Annotated in this window: 23 protein-coding genes; 17 read left to right on the top strand and 6 right to left on the bottom strand. The window is 61.3% G+C overall.

Annotation, left to right across the window (positions count from 1 at the left end; all coding sequences use genetic code 11):
- Positions 1–8 precede the first annotated feature (8 nt).
- On the bottom strand, positions 9–527 hold the full coding sequence (locus R6U53_RS00505) for an NUDIX domain-containing protein (protein WP_410320424.1): 519 nt from the start codon (positions 525–527) through the stop codon (positions 9–11).
- A 127-nt stretch (positions 528–654) separates the two neighbouring features.
- On the opposite strand from R6U53_RS00505, the gene mvk reads away from it, so the two are divergent.
- The 7 genes from mvk (at position 655) to R6U53_RS00470 (ending at position 7,909) form a co-directional block, all read left to right on the top strand.
- Positions 655–1,644 (top strand): mevalonate kinase, encoded by a 990-nt coding sequence (mvk, locus tag R6U53_RS00500; RefSeq protein WP_410320423.1) that lies wholly within the window; start codon positions 655–657, stop codon positions 1,642–1,644.
- Positions 1,641–2,372 carry an isopentenyl phosphate kinase gene (locus R6U53_RS00495; protein ID WP_410320422.1) on the top strand — a complete coding sequence of 244 codons (732 nt, stop codon included), beginning with the start codon at positions 1,641–1,643 and terminating at the stop codon, positions 2,370–2,372. Before mvk ends, R6U53_RS00495 begins: the two co-directional genes overlap by 4 nt.
- A 213-nt stretch (positions 2,373–2,585) precedes the next feature.
- Positions 2,586–2,852: a hypothetical protein gene (locus tag R6U53_RS00490; RefSeq protein ID WP_410320421.1), complete on the top strand. Its 267-nt coding sequence runs from the start codon at positions 2,586–2,588 to the stop codon at positions 2,850–2,852.
- Positions 2,853–2,879: 27 nt separating this feature from the next.
- Entirely contained in the window at positions 2,880–3,074 is a 195-nt protein-coding gene (locus tag R6U53_RS00485) for a hypothetical protein (protein ID WP_410320420.1), read from the top strand.
- 552 nt (positions 3,075–3,626) lie between these two features.
- Positions 3,627–4,967 carry an RNase J family beta-CASP ribonuclease gene (locus R6U53_RS00480; protein ID WP_410320419.1) on the top strand — a complete coding sequence of 447 codons (1,341 nt, stop codon included), beginning with the start codon at positions 3,627–3,629 and terminating at the stop codon, positions 4,965–4,967.
- On the top strand, positions 4,964–5,989 hold the full coding sequence (idsA3, locus tag R6U53_RS00475) for a geranylfarnesyl diphosphate synthase (RefSeq protein WP_410320418.1): 1,026 nt from the start codon (positions 4,964–4,966) through the stop codon (positions 5,987–5,989). Before R6U53_RS00480 ends, idsA3 begins: the two co-directional genes overlap by 4 nt.
- A gap of 201 nt (positions 5,990–6,190) precedes the next feature.
- On the top strand, positions 6,191–7,909 hold the full coding sequence (locus R6U53_RS00470) for a glutamate--tRNA ligase (RefSeq protein ID WP_410320417.1): 1,719 nt from the start codon (positions 6,191–6,193) through the stop codon (positions 7,907–7,909).
- A gap of 7 nt (positions 7,910–7,916) precedes the next feature.
- Here R6U53_RS00470 and tmcA read toward each other — a convergent pair whose 3' ends face one another.
- On the bottom strand, positions 7,917–10,211 hold the full coding sequence (gene tmcA, locus R6U53_RS00465) for a tRNA(Met) cytidine acetyltransferase TmcA (protein WP_410320416.1): 2,295 nt from the start codon (positions 10,209–10,211) through the stop codon (positions 7,917–7,919).
- Between the two features lie 81 nt (positions 10,212–10,292).
- Between tmcA and R6U53_RS00460 the strand changes: the two genes are divergently transcribed.
- The 10 genes from R6U53_RS00460 (at position 10,293) to R6U53_RS00415 (ending at position 17,089) form a co-directional block, all read left to right on the top strand.
- Entirely contained in the window at positions 10,293–10,475 is a 183-nt protein-coding gene (locus tag R6U53_RS00460) for an HVO_2753 family zinc finger protein (RefSeq protein ID WP_410320415.1), read from the top strand.
- Positions 10,476–10,477: 2 nt separating this feature from the next.
- Complete coding sequence (locus tag R6U53_RS00455) at positions 10,478–10,744, top strand: elongation factor 1-beta (protein ID WP_410320414.1); 267 nt, start codon at positions 10,478–10,480, stop codon at positions 10,742–10,744.
- Positions 10,745–10,853: 109 nt separating this feature from the next.
- Positions 10,854–11,147, top strand: coding sequence for a 50S ribosomal protein L21e (locus R6U53_RS00450; RefSeq protein ID WP_410320413.1), 294 nt, complete (start codon positions 10,854–10,856; stop codon positions 11,145–11,147).
- Positions 11,144–11,500: an RNA polymerase Rpb4 family protein gene (locus R6U53_RS00445; protein ID WP_410320412.1), complete on the top strand. Its 357-nt coding sequence runs from the start codon at positions 11,144–11,146 to the stop codon at positions 11,498–11,500. The genes R6U53_RS00450 and R6U53_RS00445 overlap by 4 nt, the downstream gene beginning before the upstream one ends.
- A 154-nt stretch (positions 11,501–11,654) precedes the next feature.
- Complete coding sequence (locus R6U53_RS00440; RefSeq protein ID WP_410320411.1) at positions 11,655–12,230, top strand: DUF655 domain-containing protein; 576 nt, start codon at positions 11,655–11,657, stop codon at positions 12,228–12,230.
- Between the two features lie 50 nt (positions 12,231–12,280).
- Complete coding sequence (locus tag R6U53_RS00435; protein WP_410320410.1) at positions 12,281–13,105, top strand: 16S ribosomal RNA methyltransferase A; 825 nt, start codon at positions 12,281–12,283, stop codon at positions 13,103–13,105.
- A 130-nt stretch (positions 13,106–13,235) separates the two neighbouring features.
- Positions 13,236–14,432: a mechanosensitive ion channel family protein gene (locus R6U53_RS00430; protein ID WP_410320409.1), complete on the top strand. Its 1,197-nt coding sequence runs from the start codon at positions 13,236–13,238 to the stop codon at positions 14,430–14,432.
- Positions 14,429–15,004: a HemK2/MTQ2 family protein methyltransferase gene (locus tag R6U53_RS00425; RefSeq protein WP_410320408.1), complete on the top strand. Its 576-nt coding sequence runs from the start codon at positions 14,429–14,431 to the stop codon at positions 15,002–15,004. The genes R6U53_RS00430 and R6U53_RS00425 overlap by 4 nt, the downstream gene beginning before the upstream one ends.
- 40 nt (positions 15,005–15,044) lie before the next feature.
- Complete coding sequence (locus R6U53_RS00420) at positions 15,045–16,025, top strand: 5-methyltetrahydropteroyltriglutamate--homocysteine methyltransferase (RefSeq protein WP_410320407.1); 981 nt, start codon at positions 15,045–15,047, stop codon at positions 16,023–16,025.
- Entirely contained in the window at positions 16,022–17,089 is a 1,068-nt protein-coding gene (locus R6U53_RS00415) for a methionine synthase (protein WP_410320406.1), read from the top strand. Before R6U53_RS00420 ends, R6U53_RS00415 begins: the two co-directional genes overlap by 4 nt.
- A gap of 62 nt (positions 17,090–17,151) precedes the next feature.
- Here the strand turns inward: R6U53_RS00415 and R6U53_RS00410 are convergent, their stop codons facing one another.
- The 4 genes from R6U53_RS00410 to R6U53_RS00395 all read right to left on the bottom strand — a co-directional run bounded on the left by R6U53_RS00410 (position 17,152) and on the right by R6U53_RS00395 (position 18,538).
- On the bottom strand, positions 17,152–17,403 hold the full coding sequence (locus R6U53_RS00410) for a hypothetical protein (RefSeq protein WP_410320405.1): 252 nt from the start codon (positions 17,401–17,403) through the stop codon (positions 17,152–17,154).
- Between the two features lie 62 nt (positions 17,404–17,465).
- Entirely contained in the window at positions 17,466–17,927 is a 462-nt protein-coding gene (gene ndk, locus R6U53_RS00405; RefSeq protein WP_410320404.1) for a nucleoside-diphosphate kinase, read from the bottom strand.
- A complete protein-coding gene (locus R6U53_RS00400; protein ID WP_410320403.1) occupies positions 17,928–18,314 on the bottom strand; it encodes a 50S ribosomal protein L24e in 387 nt (128 codons plus the stop codon).
- Positions 18,314–18,538: a 30S ribosomal protein S28e gene (locus tag R6U53_RS00395; protein ID WP_410320402.1), complete on the bottom strand. Its 225-nt coding sequence runs from the start codon at positions 18,536–18,538 to the stop codon at positions 18,314–18,316. Before R6U53_RS00395 ends, R6U53_RS00400 begins: the two co-directional genes overlap by 1 nt.
- Positions 18,539–18,543: the final 5 nt, after the last annotated feature.

The following is an 18,543-nucleotide window of genomic DNA, read 5'->3' as shown; positions in this document are numbered from 1 at the left end:
TTTCTGCGTCATCCGTCGAGTCGGAGCTCCGCGAGTTCGTCGTAGGCCAGCTCCGCCGGTAGCTCGTCGGCCCACCTGACCGCGACGGCAGAGTCACCGGGGGACACGGCATCGTCGACGACTGATCCGAAGAACGAGACGTACGGGTTTGGAATCGGCGGCCGACCGGTCGAATCGTCGAGGTACACGAGCTGAATCTGTGCGAGTCCGTCGATGCTCGCCTCAAGGCCAGTGGTCTCTTCGACGCCCCGTTTGGCACACTCGACGTACGATTCCCCGGGACGTCTCCCATCGCCGGGATCGATCCACCCCTCGGCGTGTTCGTACCGCACCAACAACACCCGCCCATCCCGGACGATCCGAACGCCGGCCCCACCGACGACCCCGAACGATTCGAACGAATCGAGTAGTCCGTCGTACTCCTCGTAGCTGCACTCGACTCGCCGGCCGACGAGGTCGATCTCGCCGTACTCGGCTACGAGGTCCGAAATGAGGGCGTTGACGTGGCGGCACAGGTCGGCTGTCACGGGTCTACTTGTGTTCGCAAGCGGCTTGTGCGTTGCTGTGTGTCGGGCGGGCGTCGATGGATCGACGGCCCGTTCAACGTCCCGCCCGTTCGGATACGCTTTTTATCCGTCCGCGTAACCACCGGATATGACCACGTCGAGCGCACCGGGCAAAGTCTATCTGTTCGGCGAACACGCCGTCGTTTACGGCGAACCGGCCGTCCCGTGTGCGATAGCACGGCGCGCGAGAGTAACGGTCGAACGGCGGGATGACGATCAGCGTCGGGTCCAAGCCAGGGACCTCACGCTCGACGGATTCACCGTCACATGGGGTGGTGAATCGGATAGTCGACCGGACGTCGACGTTCCGACGCCGCTCGTCGAGGCCGCGATGGGATACATCGATGGCGCGATTGAGCAAGCGCTCGACGCCGCAGGCGAGGTCGGCGTCGGGTTCGACGTCACCGTCGAAAGTGACATTCCGCTGGGAGCCGGCCTCGGGTCCTCGGCCGCGGTCGTCGTCGCCGGCATCGATGCGGCGGCGCGCGAACTCGGCGTCGGGTTGGAGGCCGAAACGATCGCGGATCGAGCCTATCGCGTCGAATACGACGTACAGGACGGACAGGCGTCGCGAGCCGATACGTTCTGCTCTGCCATGGGCGGAGCAGTTCGTGTTCAGGGTGACGATTGCCGACGAATCGATGATGTCCCGACGCTTCCGTTCGTCGTCGGGTACGACGGCAACACCGGCGATACCGGGAAGCTCGTAGCCGGAGTCCGAAAGCTGAAGCAGACGTACGGCTTCGCCGCCGATACCGTCGAATCGATCGGTGACATCGTGCGATCTGGTGAGATCGCACTCAACGAGGGCGACGTCGAGGAGATCGGTCGACTGATGAACTTCAATCATGGTCTGCTGTCGGCGCTCGGCGTCTCCGCACGGTCGCTCGATGCCATGGTCTGGGCGGCTCGTGAGGCGAATGCACTCGGCGCGAAGTTGACGGGGTCGGGCGGGGGCGGCTGCATAGTCGCCCTCGACCGGACCGAGCAGACGCACACCGCCTTGGAGTATACGCCCGGCTGTGAGAACGCGTTCCGAGCAGAACTCGACACCGATGGGGTTCGGCGCGAACGATGACGACCGTTCTCAAACTCGGGGGGAGCGTTATTACCGAAAAGGATCGGCCCGAAACGGTCGACAGAGCCGCGCTCGAACGAGCTGCGGCGGCAGTGGCGACGATCCCGGACCGTGTCATACTCGTTCACGGCGGGGGAAGCTTCGGTCACCATCACGCCGCGACACATGGCGTATCGACGACCGAAGGGACCCGCGACGACGACGCGGTTCGAGCGATTCACGGCGCGATGAAGCGACTGAACGGAATCGTCGTCGACGCGCTCGCTGACGCGGGCGTTTCGGCGGTTCCGGTCCACCCGTTCTCTGCGGCGCATCGACGATCGAACGGATCGTTGCAGTTGGAAACGCATCCCGAAGCGGCGATGATTGGCGAGGGGTTCGTCCCCGTTCTTCACGGCGATACGGTTACACACGAGGGAATCGGCGCAACGATAATCTCGGGAGACGAATTGGTCGTCAGGCTATCGGCTGGGCTGGATGCCGACCGCGTCGGCGTTTGTTCGTCGGTCCCAGGCGTCTACGACGCTGACGGGAACGTTCTTGATCGGATCGAGTCGTTCGAGGACGTCGCGGGTGCCGTGGGTGAAAGCGATGCGACGGACGTTACGGGTGGGATGGCTGGCAAAGTCCGCGAGCTCCTGTCCCTCGATGCGCCGGCGTACGTGTTCGATATCCACGGGCTCGAATCGTTCGCCGCTGGGGGCGATCCGGGGACGAAAATCGGATGATAGAACGCACACGTCCTCTCTGAGAACTCGTTGGAGCGATTAAACGAGGGCGGCCCGTTCATCCGGAGATCGTGGCCGAGACGTTGCGAGGTCGGCCGCTGCTCTCTAATCCACGTTCGGACGTTTCTCCCACCTGCCGATCGGAGGCGGTACGCCGAAGAGGGCACAGTTCGAAGTGGAGTGGTCGGCGTGTCGATCCGACGGCAGTACGGTATGCGCGCGGTGTGGTTCCTCGCCGGAATCGCCGCGAACGGCGGATTCGTCGCACGATCGGGATTGACGCGGCGACGCGAACGGCAGACAATCACGGTACGCGAGACGACCGATGCGCTCGCGGTGACACCCGGGGCGAGAGAAGTGTACCGGACAGCGGAACCGATCGATGATGGAGCGATGATAACACCGTTCCCGGAGGCGGAGTGGCTGTTCACCGAGTGGGTGATCGAGGGGTGGAACACGTCTGGAAAACACTCCTCGTAGCGGACTCACAGGTGCGGTGCGCTGGGCGTGCGGCTTTCGGTCGATGACCGAGCGGATAGCGTCCGCGTCGATTCTGACGGGGCCAACATCGAACACACGGCCGAGCGTGAAACAATCGAGGTCGGGATACACGAGGAGCCACCGCCACAGGTGCGGCGGTTCGTCGAACTCGATTCGACGCCCGGCGAGGCGAGCGGATCGCTGTTATCGGCGCTCGAGTAGGGAGCCAAGACGGGCGACAGAAAGTACCGCTAGCGGATCATTCACCCCGGAGATCAAGTGTATGTTCGCGGAACGGCGACGCGAATCGAGAGCCTGGAGTTCGGTGAGCGCGCCTATCAAATACGAGAGGAGGCAGATGATTGACATTCGAACGCGGGCCTCTTTCTCATCGCGGACGGTACCGAAGCCGATCCGGTATCCGCGAGACGGGATACCGAAATCCGGCCCGTTATGGGGGGATCGGGGATCTTCGGCCCCATCGCCGTTCTCGTCCCGATGGCGCCCTAATCTTTGACCCACGCACTTTTTAACCCCAGCCATCGAAGTCACTGATAACCGAGCGACGGTCGCCCCGGACTCGAACGGGCGACCGGCAGTTGCGGACGGGAGACGGCCGGGTGGGCGAGGCGGGATGGTTCGATCGACCGCACGCCTTTCCGGTTCCGACCGTCGGCGCACCGATCCGATCGGTGTCGCGTCCGTCACAGACGGCCGTGTATATCGCCGGTCGCTCAGTGGCTGAGCGGTGAGCGGCCTCTCGGAGGATAAACAATGGAAGTAGAAATCGCAACAATTGGCGGATACGAAGAAGTCGGTCGACAGATGACGGCCGTTCGTGCGGGAGACGACGTCGTTATTTTCGATATGGGGCTGAACCTGTCGAAGGTCCTCATTCACGACAACGTCGAAACCGAACGGATGCACAGTCTCGACCTCATCGACATGGGCGCGATCCCGGACGACCGGGTCATGTCCGACATCGAGGGAGACGTCCAAGCGATCGTGCCGACACACGGTCACCTCGACCACATCGGAGCGATCTCCAAACTGGCGCACCGATACAACGCGCCGGTCGTCGCGACACCGTTCACGATCGAGTTGACCAAACAACAGATCCAAAGCGAGGAGAAGTTCGGCGTCCAAAACGATCTGATCAAGATGGATCCCGGCGAGACGATGCCGATCGGCGAAAAGTGCGAACTCGAGTTCGTCAACGTCACCCACTCCATCATCGACGCGATCAATCCGGTCTTGCACACTCCGGAGGGGGCCGTCGTCTACGGCCTCGACAAACGGATGGATCACAACCCGGTCATCGGCGATCCGATCGATATGAAGCGGTTCCGAGAGATCGGCCGTGAGGGCGTCCTGTGTTACATCGAGGACTGTACGAACGCCGGAAAGAAGGGGAAGACACCCTCCGAATCCGTCGCGCGCGCACAGCTTAAGGACGTGCTGTACTCACTCGAGGACTACGACGGCGGCATCGTCGCGACCACCTTTTCGAGCCACATCGCCCGCGTGAAGTCGCTCGTCGAGTTCGCGGAGGACATCGGCCGACAGCCCGTCCTCCTCGGTCGATCGATGGAGAAGTACTCCGGAACGGCCGAACGGCTCGACTTCATCGACTTCCCCAGCGATCTGGGGATGTACGGACACCGAAAATCGGTCGATAGGACGTTCAAGCGGATCATGAACGAGGGGAAAGAAGATTACCTCCCCGTCGTCACCGGCCACCAGGGCGAACCCCGGGCGATGTTGACGCGGATGGCCCGCGGGGAGACGCCGTACGAACTGGATAACGGCGACAAAGTCATTTTCTCCGCGCGGGTCATTCCAGAGCCGACCAACGAGGGCCAGCGGTACCAGGCCGAGAAGCTACTCGGGATGCAGGGCGCTCGGATATACGACGACATCCACGTCTCCGGGCACCTGAACTCCGAGGGTCACTACCAGATGCTCGATGCCCTCCAGCCCAAGAACATTATCCCCGCTCACCAAGATATGAAAGGGTTCTCGCCGTACGTCGATCTGGTAGGCAACGAGGGCTACCGCCTCGGCACCGATCTCCACGTCACCCAAAACGGGAACACGATTCAGCTCACGGAATGACGACCTCAGAACGCGTCGAGTCGGCTATCGAAGCTCGCAGAGCGATTGTCAACGATGCGATAGTCGAACAGCTCCCGATACGAAAGCCCGAGCGACTGTATTCGGCGTCGCGGTATCTGCTTGACGCTGGCGGAAAACGTCTGCGACCGGCGGTCCTGCTGTTGGTCGCTGAATCGGTCTCTGACACGAAATCGCCAGCGGACGACTATCGGGCGTTTCCGACCCCGCATAGCGAGTCCATCGATATCCTCTCGGCGGCGGTGGCGATCGAAGTCATCCAATCGTTCACGCTGATCCACGACGACATCATGGACGACGACGATCTCCGGCGCGGCGTCCCGGCCGTTCATCGAGAATACGACCTCGAAACAGCTATTCTCGCCGGCGATACGCTCTATTCGAAAGCGTTCGAGTATATCCTTGAGACCGGTGCCCCTTCGGATCGAAGCGTCACCGCGCTCGGCGAATTGGCGACCACCTGTACGGAAATTTGTGAGGGGCAAGCGCTCGACGTGGAGTTCGAGACACGTACCGACGTCACGACCGAAGAGTATCTCGAGATGATCGAGTTCAAAACCGCAGTACTTTACGCGGCGGCGGCGGCGATCCCAGCGATTCTACTGGGGTGCGAGCAAGAAACCATCGACGAACTCCACGGATACGGTCTCGATATCGGTCGCGCGTTCCAAATACAGGACGATCTGCTAGATTTGACGGTCCCGAGCGACAAGCTCGGAAAGCAGCGTGGCTCCGATCTGATCGAAGGAAAGCGAACGGTGATCACCCTTCACGCTCGTGATCGGGGGATCGATCCCGAGTCGCTCGTTCCGGACGACCCGAGCGAAGCCGAGATAGAAGCGGCCGTCGAACGGCTCGAAGCCGCTGGAAGCATCGACTTCGCCCGAGCGCTCGCGATGGATCTCATCAAAAGCGGAAAGGAACGGCTGGCGGTACTCCCGGACAACGAATCCCGTGATCTCCTCGAAGAGATCGCGGATTTCCTCGTCGAACGAGGCTACTGACGGGCGAGCGCTCGCCGATACCCGGATTTAAATACGAACACGGGGACAGACCCCCCGTGACGTAGCCAGAGACCGACAGTCGGTCCGAGCTAGCGTGGATCACCGTTGTCGAATGCGTCTCTCCGCGATCCACCTGTTCGCCATGTCCCGAGCACGGCTAAATCCGCGAGGTTTTGGTGCTTCCCTCAGTAGTCGCGGCTGATGGACAAAGACCTCCGCGAACGCATCGAGCGCGAGGCCGAGACGGCTGCGCTGTTCAACGCGCTCAAACACGATAGCGACGCACAGGTCGGTGCGATCATGGGCCCGATGATGGGTGAGAATCCGGATTTCAGACCTCACGGTGACGAGATTCCGGGGATCGTCGCGCCCGTCATCGACAGGGTGAACACGCTTTCGACCGCCGAAATGCGTGACCGACTCGACACGCTCGCCCCGGAACTGTTGGAGGAGCTCGATACCGAGAACGAGGAGGGAGAAGATCGACCGCTTCCCGATCTCCCCAACGTCGAATCGTACGAGGAGATACGGATGCGGCTCGCGCCAAACCCGAACGGCCCGTGGCATCTCGGAAGCGCTCGAATGCCCGCGGTCATCGGGACGTACAAAGAACAGTACGACGGGTGGATGCTATGTCGATTCGACGACACAGATCCGGAGACGAAACGCCCCGACACCGACGCGTACGGGGAGATACTGGATGCGATCGAGTATCTCGGGTTCGAACCCGACGAAACGGCCAAAGCATCCGATCGTGTCGAACTGTACTACGACCACGCCAGGAACCTCATCGACGAGGGAGGTGCCTACACCTGCAGCTGTGACGGTGCATCCTTTTCGGAGCGCAAGAACGCCGGTGAGCCATGCCCCCACCGCGAGAAGGACACCGAGACGACGCACGACGAGTTCGAGGCGATGGTCGATGGGGAGTACGAATCAGGAGAGATGGTACTCCGCGTTCGAACCGACATCGAACACAAAAACCCCGCGCTACGCGATTGGGTCGCGTTTCGGATGGTCGATACGCCCCATCCGCGGCCGGAAGCCGCCGAGTATCGCTGTTGGCCAATGTTGGACTTCCAGTCTGGGATCGACGACCACGAGTTCGAGATCACGCATATCATTCGCGGCATCGATCTCCAAGACTCGGCGAAGCGCCAGCAGTTCGTCTACGACTACTTCGATTGGGAGTATCCGGAGGTAATCCACTGGGGGCACGTTCAGATCGACGCCTACGACGTGGCGCTGTCCACCTCGACGATCAAGGAGCTCATAGCGAGGGGTGAACTCGACGGGTGGGACGATCCCCGTGCGCCGACGGTCGCGAGTCTCAAGCGTCGGGGGATCCGCGGCGATGCCATCGTGAAGGCGATGGTGCAACTCGGGACGTCGACGTCGAACGTAGATCTCGCGATGTCCTCGGTCTACGCGGAAAATCGTGAACTGATCGACGACGATTCCGATCGGTTGTTCTTCGTTCGGGCCGGCGTCGAGGTCCCGGTCTCCGGTGCACCGGAACTCGCCGAACCGCTCGTCCACCCCGACCACGATGACCGCGGACGGAGACGAATACCGGTCGGAACGTCCGTCAGAGTCGAAACCGATGATCTCCCCGAAACGGGTGAACGGATCTGGCTGAAAGGCCTCGGGCCAGTCAGATACAGCGGCGATGCGTTCGAATTCACCGACGATGGCATCGATATTGTACGTGAAGGAGACGTAGACGTCATCCACTGGGTACCAGCGGAAGAGGGCACGCCGCTGCGGCTTCGGACGATGGAGGGCGACGAGTTCGGCCACGCCGAACCTAGGCTCACGAGCTATGCAAGCGGCGATACCGTACAGTTCGAGCGCGTCGGGTTCGCCCGCATCGATCGCCACGACGACGGGGAGTCCGTCGCATACTTCGCCCATCCCTGATCGGATTTCACAGTAGTTCCGACTCCGATCGGTACCGATCCGCTTCCGCCCGCGCGACATCCTCACCGTATCGATCGACGATCGGTCGAAATGCGCTCCCGATGGCGCGCATGCACGCGCGTTTCGAGACGAATTCCAATATCGAGGCGGACTCCTCCCACGTTCGGTTTTGAAGCACCTTCACCACGAGTAGTCGTTCCGTGTCGGGGTCTTCGAGCGCTCCGTCTACGAGCGCCCGGAGTGCGAGTCGTCGAAACGGACCAGGGGCCGTCTCGTACTGTCCGGGACCGTAGGCCGAACTCGCAACGAGCCGCCACTCGAAATCGTTTAGTTCGGGTCGGGTGTCGATGTCGACGGATTCGAACGCACCGCGGACGATATCCGGATCGAGAGAGGAGAGGGCGCCCGAAAGGACGTCCGGAATCCGCCGATAGAACCACGCGGTGTGTCGCTCCGTGAGCACACGCCCGAGTTCGGAGATCGGACGAAGCATTACGGCCGAGTGTTCGCCGCTCGCTTCGTTTCTGGTTGACGAGAGGTGTACCGTCCGGTAGTCGTTCGTCGCCCAAAACGAACACAGTTCCGGGGTTGCGCCGTAGCTCACGCCCAAATAATCGATCGTGCCGAACCGATCGTGATCCGGGTCGTCATCGGACATCACTGATCGATCCGACGCGAACTCAGCTTCGATCTCTGCGAGCAGTCTCGACCCGAACCCCTCGGACCGAACAGCGTGATGCGTCGCGATGCGTAACACGCGAAATCCGACGGGGATTCCCGCCTCGGGATCCCGGAGTTGACTCGTCAACAGATCCGGGATCAAGTTTCCGCGAATTCGGTCCCCCTCGTAGGCTGTCAGTCGGGTTTCGTCATCGAGTCCGCCCTCGCGAGCCAAGAGTGCAACCGAAACCGGATGGCCGTCGCGCAAAAACGCCCTGACCGCAACGTTCGGCGCGTCGAGCAATCGAGCGAGATCGTCTGGTTGTGTCCGGTAGTGTGCATACACGAGGAGCCCGAACACCTCTCGAAGGAGATTGTCATCGACAGCCAGAGCGTCCTGTTCTATTCGCTCGTAGGTTACGTCGTCGGTTATCGAGTCCGCAACCAGTTCCTCCGGCGGTGGGGTCGAATCCAACAACAGCGCGCGGAACAGCCACACTTCGATCGGATCGGCAGCGGCGTACCGTATCGGCTCGGAGAGAACGCACTCAGTAACGTTGCGGACCGCTTGGAGTTCGCTTCGAAACCGGATGTCGAATCCGCGCCCGGAACCCTCATATCCCCGGACGGTCGTGGCAAAGCACGCGCTCGGGGCCACGGAAACGAGCGCTTCGAGCCGCCCGACCGAGAGTGCGGCAGCTTCGTCGACGATCAGGATATCGGCGGATTCGACGACCGCCTCAGAAGGGGTTCGGAACCGTATCCCACCCGTATCTGTCCGAAGGTACGGCGTCCTTTGGCCATCTCTGCCATCCTTGATTAATGCATCCAGTGTCCGTAGCGTCTCGACGGCACGTTCGAAGAGTTCGGCGGCGTTTCGGTAGCTTGGGGCGGTCACGAGAACCGTGTATCCGGCTGCAGCGAGCGCCGCCGCTGCAAGACCAGCCGCGCTCGACTTCCCGCGCCCGCGGTCGGCTTCGAGTACGACGGCTGCCCCGTCCTCGGTCAACTGCTCACAGGCGTAGACCGCGTCTCGTTGATCGGCGCTGCGACACGCTTCGTACACCGGATCGGGAAACGCGTGCGCCACTGGCGGAACGATGTTTGCGGATCGACGACGCGGTGGTTGATCGATACGGCCTCGCTTCGTTCGCACCCCTGCATCGACATCCACGATCGCGATACCCCTGTGAGCGCGTAGCGTGTCGATCATGCGTCGTTTGAACCGTGAGTCGACATCCTCGATGGAAAACGGTGGCGATGCGAGCGTTTCATCGAACCGGCCGTGAGTGGTTGGCCACTCCGAGAGGCGAGAAAACAGAAGGACGAGAATTCCGCCGCCATCGACGACCCCGGTCGTTCGCCCGATTGCGTTCGGTCGGCACGTATCGTGGCAATCGAGCACGATACAATCAAAGGTCGTCCCGAGCAACGCGTCCGTCCGATCGTAGCCGATACGCTCGCCAACGATATCCCGATCGGAAACGCTCGCCACGGCCCCTTCGAAGTCCACCGATTCGACGGCGCGTCTCGCCTCCCTGTAACAGGTATCACGGTCTCCGTGGAGTACCAGTAGCCGTCGTTCGTTGGTGACAGCGGCTTCGGCCCGGAGCGCGCGAATCGTCTCTCGAACCGTTTTCATGTCCGACCTACGAGACGAACCGAGAAGTCTCCACCGGTATGCTTGATAAGGGTTAAATGTCGCGCCGACGCACGACGATGTATGAGTAGTAAATCCGAGGAACGCAGGGAACACACCTGTATCTCCTGTGGGATCAATATCTCCGGAACGTCGGCGGCGAGATTCGATTGCCCGGAGTGTGGAACGCTGATCTACCGCTGTTCGAAGTGTCGCAAACAGAGCAACCTCTACGAGTGCCCCGACTGCGGGTTCACGGGTCCATAATCATGGGAAAAGTCGCCGCCAAGATGAAAGTAATGCCGCAAAGCCCCGAGGTCGACCTGGACGACCTCCAAGAGCGCCTCGAGAACTCCCTCCCCGAGGGCGCGAAGATCAGCCGCGTCGACCGCGAGGACGTCGCGTTTGGCCTGATCGCGCTGTTTCCGACCGTCGTCATTCCCGACGAAGCGGGGGGAACGGACACAGTCGAGGAGGCGTTCGCTGGCGTCGAAGGCGTCGAGAGCGTTGGGGTCGACGAAGTCGGCCGGATTTAACCCCATCGACTTCACCGGGACGGAGACGAGATTTCGACGAGACGTGCGGAAAACTGACGCGGTCGGAACGCACCCTTTATGTGTCGGACCCGTTTAGACGGGCACAAGAATGCCTAGTTCGAACGGACCCCGACAAGCGACCCGCAACAAACTGAAAAACGACGCGCGCGACCGTGGCGCGTCCCCGCCACAGCGATCGATCGAGCAGTTCGAAAACGACGAGAGGGTTCACCTGAAGCTGGACCCCTCCGTTCCGAAGGGGCAGTTCCACCCTCGATTCAACGGACGGACCGGAACGGTCGTCGGCAAGCAGGGCCGAGCGTTCAAAGTCGAAATCAAAGACGGTGGCGTGACGAAGACGCTGATCGCCGCCCCGGCTCACCTCCGACGCCAGCAGGCATGACGATCTTCAAACAAGTTCTCGGGGAGGAGTATCTCACGACGCCGGAGGCCAAAGAGCTACTCGCGGAGGTCGAGGCCGACCGAGCGCTCGACGAGGATCGGGAGATGCGCTACGAGCTTGCACGAGCGATCGAGCACGTCAACCGGTTTTCCGTACTCGAGGCGGAGGAATCGCGAGAACTCGTCGAGGAGCTTCTCGAAGTCGAGAAAGTCGACGAAGCCACCGCGTATAAAATTACGGACCTCCTCCCGCAAGATCGCGACGAACTCCGGACGGTCTTTGCGCAGGGTCGATATACGCTGTCCGGCGACGAACTCGACGAGATCCTCGACGTCGTCGCAAAGTACGCCTAACTGGTTCGCCAGGTTCGAGCGGTGTTTCGACCGACGAAAGCGGGTACTCGATGCTTTCGGTGACCGAACTGTTGATTTTCGAGAACGCGCGCCGACGAGCCGGCCGTCGGCTATCTGCCAGTATTTTAAATAGCGTCTCCCCGTACGGAGACATATGAGCGACGATGGAGACGACGCCGCACCACGGTCCGCGGTCGTGTTGGATTTTCTTCCCAGGGGGAGACCGGACGACGACCGGCCACAGTACGAGCGATCACCGGTCGCGTTCGCGGTCGGGGAAACCGACTTTCGGCTCGTCGAAGCGGCCCTGACTGACGACGCCGGGGTCAACATAGGTGACCGGATCGAAATCGAACCACCGGGCGAAAACGTCACGCACATCCGATCGGTATCGTACGATGACCTCTCGAGCACCGCGACATCCGAACTGGAGTACGCGATCGACGAGATCATCGACGCTGACGAGCGCCGGTTCGTCGATTTTTACAACGACGCTCAGCCGGTCACGACGAGACTTCACGTCCTGAACCTGCTACCGGGTATCGGTAAGAAGCTTCGAAATAATATTCTCGACGCCCGCAAGCGTGGTCCCTTCGAGAGCTTCGAGGATATCAGAGCGCGGGTGTCCGGGCTTCACGATCCGAGGGGCGTGCTGGCAGAGCGTATCTTGGAAGAGCTACGCGAGGAAGACCTCAAATATCGGATCTTCGCCCGCCGCGAATCGGAGTGAGTCACTCGAAAACGCGAAGGATATACCGGGGCGGCCGTTATGCAGTCGATATGCGCGATCCCGATGCGCTCATCGTCCGAGCGGGTGTTCGCGGCGACCCGGAGCGTGACCAGCATTTCCTCGTCGACGATCGGGTGCTCGATCGGCTTGCGGGATATCTCCCGGACGGGACCGACACGAGTCACGTGCTGGAGATCGGTGGCGGGACCGGTGCGCTCACCGATCGATTACTCACCGTCGCGGACCGCGTTACCGTCGTCGAACGCGACCCAACGCTCGCAGGGTTCTTGCGCGAGGAGTTCGACGAGGAGATCGCCAAGGAACGTCTACACATTATCGAAGGTGATACACTCGACGTCGATCTGCCATCGTTCACCGCCTCGGTCTCGAATCTCCCTTACGGCGTTTCATCCGAGATCGCCTTCAGATTGCTTCCCGAGGGGCGACCGCTCGTGTTGATGTTTCAAAAGGAGTTCGCAGAGCGGATGGCTGCGGCCCCGGGAACCGACGAGTATGGCCGCTTGTCCGTGACGGCCGGCCATTACGCCGATATCGAAATCGTCGAGCCGGTCCCGAAGGAAGCGTTCTCACCACCGCCCGCAGTCGAGAGTGCGGTGGTTCTTGCGATACCGCGCGCCCCCGACTATGAAGTACCTGACGACGACAGATTCATGGCGCTCGTACGGGCGGTGTTTACCCAGCGCCGAAAGACGATGCGAAACGCGATCCGAAACACCGTCCACATCTCCGGAATCGAGAATTCGGACGCGCTGATCGACGCGGCGGGCGAAGAGCTAATGCGAAAACGGGCGGGAAACGTCCCACCGAGCGAGTTCGCGCGACTGGCCCGGTTGGTAACGGAGGTCGATTCGTGACCGATCGTCAGGACGGCCGTACTGGTCGACGTAGCGAAGATCCTCCACGCAGACTACTGCGATGAACGGTACGCTACAGCTCCCGTGGTACTGGCAATCTATTCACGCGATCCAGTCTGCGTTCGGATCGATGAGAGCGAGGTACGCGGCGACGATCGGTGCGATCGTCATCTTCGCGCTCTCGATGGTTCTGATCTATCGCGTCGGTCGACAACTAAAAGAGGAGTACAACTCGGACGCCGTCGAGGCCGTACAGTCGATTTTGGTGACGACGTTCGCGATTCTCATCAGCGGTTTTCTCGTCGCGGTTTGGCGCATCTCCGGTGAAGTTATCGAAGCGCTCGGATTCCTATCGATCACACCGGAAGAGGGTATCAAAGCCCTCGTGACGTTCATCGTGTTCGCGGTGGCGATCACCGTAACACGGCTGACGAAACGCTCCATAAAGTACGGTTCGGGTCGCGTCGCGATCACCCCACATCAACGCGAACTCGCCCATCACGCCGTCCAAATCACGATTCTCATTCCGACGCTGGCGTTCGTGATCGCGCTGTGGGGGATCCCCGTTACCAACATCTTCCTCGGAGCCGGTGTGTTGGGTATCGTCCTCGGATTCGCGGCCAGAAAGACTCTCTCTGGGATCCTCTCGGGGTTCGTCATCCTCTTTTCGCGACCGTTCGAGGTCGGCGATTGGATCCGCATCGAGGATCGTGAAGGAATCGTTACGAACATCACGGTGTACAACATCCAGATCCGAACGTTCAACGAGGAACACGTCATGGTCCCGAACGACATGATAACCGAAAACGAGGTCGTTAATTACTCGAAAACGAACCGGCTCCGAGTGGAGACCGTCGTCGGTATCGATTATGGGACGGACATCAGCAGGGCCGCCCGTGTCGCCGTCGGAGCGATGGAACGGGTCGAAGAGGTCGCCGCACAGCCGCCGCCCGACGTCATCAGACAGGAGTTCGCGGACTCGTCGGTCGTGTTACGACTCCGGTATTGGATCACGACCCCGTCGATTCAACAGAAGTGGCGGGCCCAAAACGCGGTGATAGAAGCGGTCAAAGACGCTTTCGAGTCGGAGAATATCAAGATCCCGTTCCCGCAACGCGAACTGACGGGGCGTGAAGAACTCGGTGGCCTCCGAATCGCCGATGGGAAATCCATCGATTCGCAGGACGAGCGCGAAGCCGCGATCCGACCGTATCGGGGAGCCGGCGCGGAGGTCTCGGAGCCGGTCGAAGAGGACGTCGAGCAAGTTCGAGACGATGTCGACGAGTCGATCACGAACCCTCCCGCCGACGAGGACGCGGTCCGATGAGACTTGCCGAACGGCGCGGGATGACGACCGTCTACGAGCCGGCGGAAGATTCTCGATTGCTCGCGGAGACCGCACTTGAGCGAATCGAGGATGAGCGGGTTCTCGAGGTTGGGATCGGATCGGGAGTCGTGGCGTCGCGGATCGCCTCGGAGACCGATGCGGAGGTCGTCGGCTGTGACATCAACCCGGAGGCGTGTGTGAGCGCAAACGCAGCGGGGATCGACGTGATACGATCGAACCTGACGGATCCGTTCGCCGCCGATAGCTTCGACGTGGTGGTGTTCAACCCGCCGTATCTGCCGACGCCACCCGAAGAGGAGTGGGACGATCCGCTCGAATACGCACTGTCGGGCGGTGAGGACGGCCGCCGAGTAATTCGGCCGTTCCTCGCGGATGTCGGCCGAGTTCTGCGTCCGAACGGCCACGTGTACTTGCTCGTTTCCACGCTGACCGATATCGAGGCTGTCGTCGAACTCGCCGAAAGTGCGGGGCTGAGAGCCGAGGAAATCACCGGGGAATCGTTCCCTTTCGAACGCCTTGTCGTCCTGGATATTACCTTCGAGAATACCTGAGTAGGAAATATTAAACACCGTCATCTCGTAGCCGCGAGTAATGACGGAGGTACTCTCTACGACACCCGGTTTGTATCCGCTTCCGGATTGGGCGAAGGACGAACTCTCGAACCTCAAAGGACATCAAAAGGACGACCTGATCTCCGGCGACGAGACGGAAGACATCGTCGAGGCCTACGACCGTGCCCGAAACGAGGCCGTCGGTCGACAACTCGAGGCAGGATTGGATCTGATCGGCGAGGGGCAGCTTCGGTGGGACGACATGCTCGCCCATCCGCTTTGCGTTCACGACAACGTGGAAACCCGGGGCATCGTTCGGTACTACGACAACAACAACTTCTACCGCGAGCCGGTGGTTCGGGGGGAGCTGACGCCGGACGGCGACGTGGCGGCCGAACTCGACGCCGTTTCGGACGTGACGCAGGCCGTCCTCCCCGGACCCTACTCGCTCGCCGAACTCGCGACCGACGAGCACTACGACGACGAGCAAGCGTTCCTCGACGCGGTCGCCGAGTTCCTCGCCGCGGAGATCGACGCGTTCCCGACAGTCGAGGCGCTGTTTCTCCTCGAACCGTCCCTCGTCACGGATCCACCCGGGGACGGTGAAGACGAGCGCGTGAGCGATGCGATCGATACCGTCGCGGCCGCGGCCGACGCCGACGTGGTCGTCCACACCTACTGGGGGTCGATCCCGGAGAAACCCTACGCGCACCTCATGGACGCGGACATCGACGCGATCGGATTCGATTTCGTCTCCGACCACCAAGGGAGCATCTACAACATCCAAGAGTACGGCACGAAAGACGACGTCGCGCTCGGGGTCGTCGACGGTCAGAACACGCTCGTCGAGCGTCCCGAGGAGATCGCAGAGCGGATCGAGTGGGTCGAATCGCAAATTCCCGTCGCTGAGTTCGACACGGTCTACGCGACGTCGAACACTGAACTGTTCTACCTGCCGACGAACAAGGCCGAGGCGAAACTCGATGCGCTCGCCGCCGCGCCCGCGGAGGTGTCCCGATGAACCGCGAACTCCCGAACACCCGCGAACAGTTCCGTCCGGCCGACCACCCGACAGAACACTTCCTGTTGACGACCGTCGTCGGGTCCTACCCTAAACCGAAGTGGCTCAACCGCGCGAAAGAACTCGCCGAGGAGGAGAACCGCGAGTTCGACGACACCGATCTCGAGGAGGCGATGGACGACGCGGCGCGGCTCATCACCGAAGAGCACGTTCGCGCCGGTCTCGACGCCGTCGTCGATGGGGAGATGCGACGAAACGAGATGGTCGAGTACTTCGCCCACCGGATCGAGGGCTACGAGTTCAACGGCCCGGTCAAGGTCTGGGGACACAACTACTTCGATAAACCCTCCGTTGCGGACGAGGTCGCTTACACCGAGCCGTGGCTCGTCGACGAGTTCGAGTTCACGACGGGCGTCACCGACCGTCCGGTGAAGGTGCCGATCACTGGACCCTACACGCTCGCATCGTGGTCGTTCAACGAGCACTACGAGAACGAGGAGGAACTCGCCTACGAACTCGCCGGGCTGGTCAACGAGGAGATCGAAGCCCTCGTCGCTGCGGGCGCACGCTATATCCAGATCGACGAACCGGCTCTCGCGACCACGCCCGACGATCACGCCATCGTCGGGGAGTGTCTCGAACACATCGCCCACGGCGTCCCCGAGAACGTCAGGCTCGGTCTGCACGTCTGTTACGGCGATTACTCGCGCATCTACCCCGAGATCCTCGACATGCCGGTCCACGAGTACGACCTCGAACTCGCGAACGGCGACTACGAGCAACTGGATGTGTTCAAAGAACCGGCGTTCGAGAAGGATCTCGCGTTGGGCGTCGTCGACGTGCACACGACCGAAGTCGAGACCGTCGAAGAGATCAAGCAGAATATCAACAGGGGTTTCGAGATCGTCCCGCCGGAGCGACTCACCGTCTCACCCGACTGTGGCGTGAAGTTGTTGCCACGGGAGATCGCCTACCGGAAGATGGAGAACATGGTCACGGCGGCCCGCGAAGTCGAAGAGGGACTCGACGCCGGCGACATCACGGTCGGCTACGCCGGCGAGTGATCGGTTCGCGGAACGCGGTGTGATCGTCGGTAAGAGGCTAGCTTTCCGTTCTCCACTCGCCGTTACCGTTCGGTGTCGTCGTCCGATGTGCGTTGGCGTTTCGAGCAGCCGCGTTCGAACGCGATCGCGAGGAGTCCCGCAGCGGCCAGAAGAAGACCGTCGATTCGGGTGAGCGAGACGTACCACTCGCTTGGTTCGAGTTCCTCCGGGTTTTCGTACCCGACCAGAACGATCCTGGTCAAATACTCGAGCGTACGTTCGGGAAAAAGCGCGACGAACGCGCCGTAGACGACTGCGAGGACGTTCCAGAGCATACCCACCACTACGACACAGACGGATAAAAATACCGCAGATGAGCCTCAGCGAGTGACGAACGCTACTCGTACAGCCAGGCTTCGTCGATCCGCTCGTAATCGAGCAGTTCATGCTCGCCGAAGAACAGCCCGATCTCGCGCTCGGCCGAGCCTTCCTCGGTGTCCGATCCGTGGATGACGTTGCGGCCGAGGTCGAGGCCGAAGTCGCCCCGAATCGTCCCCGGTGCGGACTCTGCGGGATCCGTCTCGCCCATCATCGTGCGGACCTGTGCGACAGCGTCTTGACCCTCCCAGACCATCGCGAAGACCGGGCCGGACGTGATGAAATCAGCGAGATCGTCAAAAAATGGCTTGTCGACGTGCTCGGCGTAGTGTTCGCGAGCCAACTCGTTGTCGATCTTCATGAATCTACCGGCGACGAGTTTCAGTCCGCGGTCTTCGAACCGCGAGACGATGTCACCGATGAGTGCACGCTGGACGCCGTCGGGCTTGACCATGACGAAGGTGCGTTCGATGTCGGCCATCTAGACTTCGACCTCCTCTTCGTCGGTTTCTTCGGCGTCGGTTTCTTCGGCGTCCGCTTCTTCATCGGTTTCTTCGGCGTCGGTTTCTTCGGCGTCCGCTTCTTCATCGGCTTCTTCGGCGTCCGCGTCAACCTCCTCGGTATCCGCTTTAACCTCGGTCTCTTCTTCAGCCTCGTCGGCCTCGACGTCGGTCTCGTCCTCCTCGGCGACGACCGTCTCGTCGTCACCGATCCACTCGAGTTCGCGGGGCTCTCGACCCAATAGGTAGTTCTTCTCGCACTTCGAGTCGGCGAACCAGAGTACGGTGCCGTCGTTTTTGACGTACATCGTGCCGGTTCCGGGCTCGATTTCTTGACCGCTGTAGTCGCAGGTGCGTTTTTGAACCATTATTGTCCTCCGATGGAATCGGCTTCACGGGCCGTCTCACGCAGCTGTAGCACGTCGCCGACGCGGACCGGTCCGAGGACGTTGCGAGCGATGATTCGCCCCTGATTTTCGCCCTCCTTGATCCGGCACTTGACCTGCATGGCTTCGCCGTGCATGCCGGTCTTGCCGACGATCTCGATCACTTCGGCAGGGGTTGCGCCGTCCCCTTCGTTTTCAGCACTCATACTAC

Origin of the sequence: Natronomonas sp. (genome assembly GCF_046483325.1) — an archaeon.
In the GTDB taxonomy this organism is placed as follows: domain Archaea; phylum Halobacteriota; class Halobacteria; order Halobacteriales; family Haloarculaceae; genus Natronomonas.
This window is presented reverse-complemented; position numbering and strand designations above follow the sequence as displayed.

What these genes read in the sequence shown, in the direction of transcription:
- tmcA (WP_410320416.1), bottom strand. Translation starts at nt 10,211, where the DNA reads ATGAAAACGGTTCGAGAGACGATTCGCGCGCTCCGGGCCGAAGCCGCT.
- R6U53_RS00495 (WP_410320422.1), top strand. Translation starts at nt 1,641, where the DNA reads ATGACGACCGTTCTCAAACTCGGGGGGAGCGTTATTACCGAAAAGGAT.
- R6U53_RS00470 (WP_410320417.1), top strand. Translation starts at nt 6,191, where the DNA reads ATGGACAAAGACCTCCGCGAACGCATCGAGCGCGAGGCCGAGACGGCT.
- R6U53_RS00435 (WP_410320410.1), top strand. Translation starts at nt 12,281, where the DNA reads ATGCGCGATCCCGATGCGCTCATCGTCCGAGCGGGTGTTCGCGGCGAC.
- R6U53_RS00420 (WP_410320407.1), top strand. Translation starts at nt 15,045, where the DNA reads ATGACGGAGGTACTCTCTACGACACCCGGTTTGTATCCGCTTCCGGAT.
- R6U53_RS00430 (WP_410320409.1), top strand. Translation starts at nt 13,236, where the DNA reads ATGAGAGCGAGGTACGCGGCGACGATCGGTGCGATCGTCATCTTCGCG.
- mvk (WP_410320423.1), top strand. Translation starts at nt 655, where the DNA reads ATGACCACGTCGAGCGCACCGGGCAAAGTCTATCTGTTCGGCGAACAC.
- ndk (WP_410320404.1), bottom strand. Translation starts at nt 17,927, where the DNA reads ATGGCCGACATCGAACGCACCTTCGTCATGGTCAAGCCCGACGGCGTC.
- R6U53_RS00440 (WP_410320411.1), top strand. Translation starts at nt 11,655, where the DNA reads ATGAGCGACGATGGAGACGACGCCGCACCACGGTCCGCGGTCGTGTTG.
- R6U53_RS00480 (WP_410320419.1), top strand. Translation starts at nt 3,627, where the DNA reads ATGGAAGTAGAAATCGCAACAATTGGCGGATACGAAGAAGTCGGTCGA.
- R6U53_RS00490 (WP_410320421.1), top strand. Translation starts at nt 2,586, where the DNA reads ATGCGCGCGGTGTGGTTCCTCGCCGGAATCGCCGCGAACGGCGGATTC.
- R6U53_RS00400 (WP_410320403.1), bottom strand. Translation starts at nt 18,314, where the DNA reads ATGGTTCAAAAACGCACCTGCGACTACAGCGGTCAAGAAATCGAGCCC.
- R6U53_RS00415 (WP_410320406.1), top strand. Translation starts at nt 16,022, where the DNA reads ATGAACCGCGAACTCCCGAACACCCGCGAACAGTTCCGTCCGGCCGAC.
- R6U53_RS00460 (WP_410320415.1), top strand. Translation starts at nt 10,293, where the DNA reads ATGAGTAGTAAATCCGAGGAACGCAGGGAACACACCTGTATCTCCTGT.
- idsA3 (WP_410320418.1), top strand. Translation starts at nt 4,964, where the DNA reads ATGACGACCTCAGAACGCGTCGAGTCGGCTATCGAAGCTCGCAGAGCG.
- R6U53_RS00425 (WP_410320408.1), top strand. Translation starts at nt 14,429, where the DNA reads ATGAGACTTGCCGAACGGCGCGGGATGACGACCGTCTACGAGCCGGCG.
- R6U53_RS00410 (WP_410320405.1), bottom strand. Translation starts at nt 17,403, where the DNA reads ATGCTCTGGAACGTCCTCGCAGTCGTCTACGGCGCGTTCGTCGCGCTT.
- R6U53_RS00395 (WP_410320402.1), bottom strand. Translation starts at nt 18,538, where the DNA reads ATGAGTGCTGAAAACGAAGGGGACGGCGCAACCCCTGCCGAAGTGATC.
- R6U53_RS00455 (WP_410320414.1), top strand. Translation starts at nt 10,478, where the DNA reads ATGGGAAAAGTCGCCGCCAAGATGAAAGTAATGCCGCAAAGCCCCGAG.
- R6U53_RS00445 (WP_410320412.1), top strand. Translation starts at nt 11,144, where the DNA reads ATGACGATCTTCAAACAAGTTCTCGGGGAGGAGTATCTCACGACGCCG.
- R6U53_RS00450 (WP_410320413.1), top strand. Translation starts at nt 10,854, where the DNA reads ATGCCTAGTTCGAACGGACCCCGACAAGCGACCCGCAACAAACTGAAA.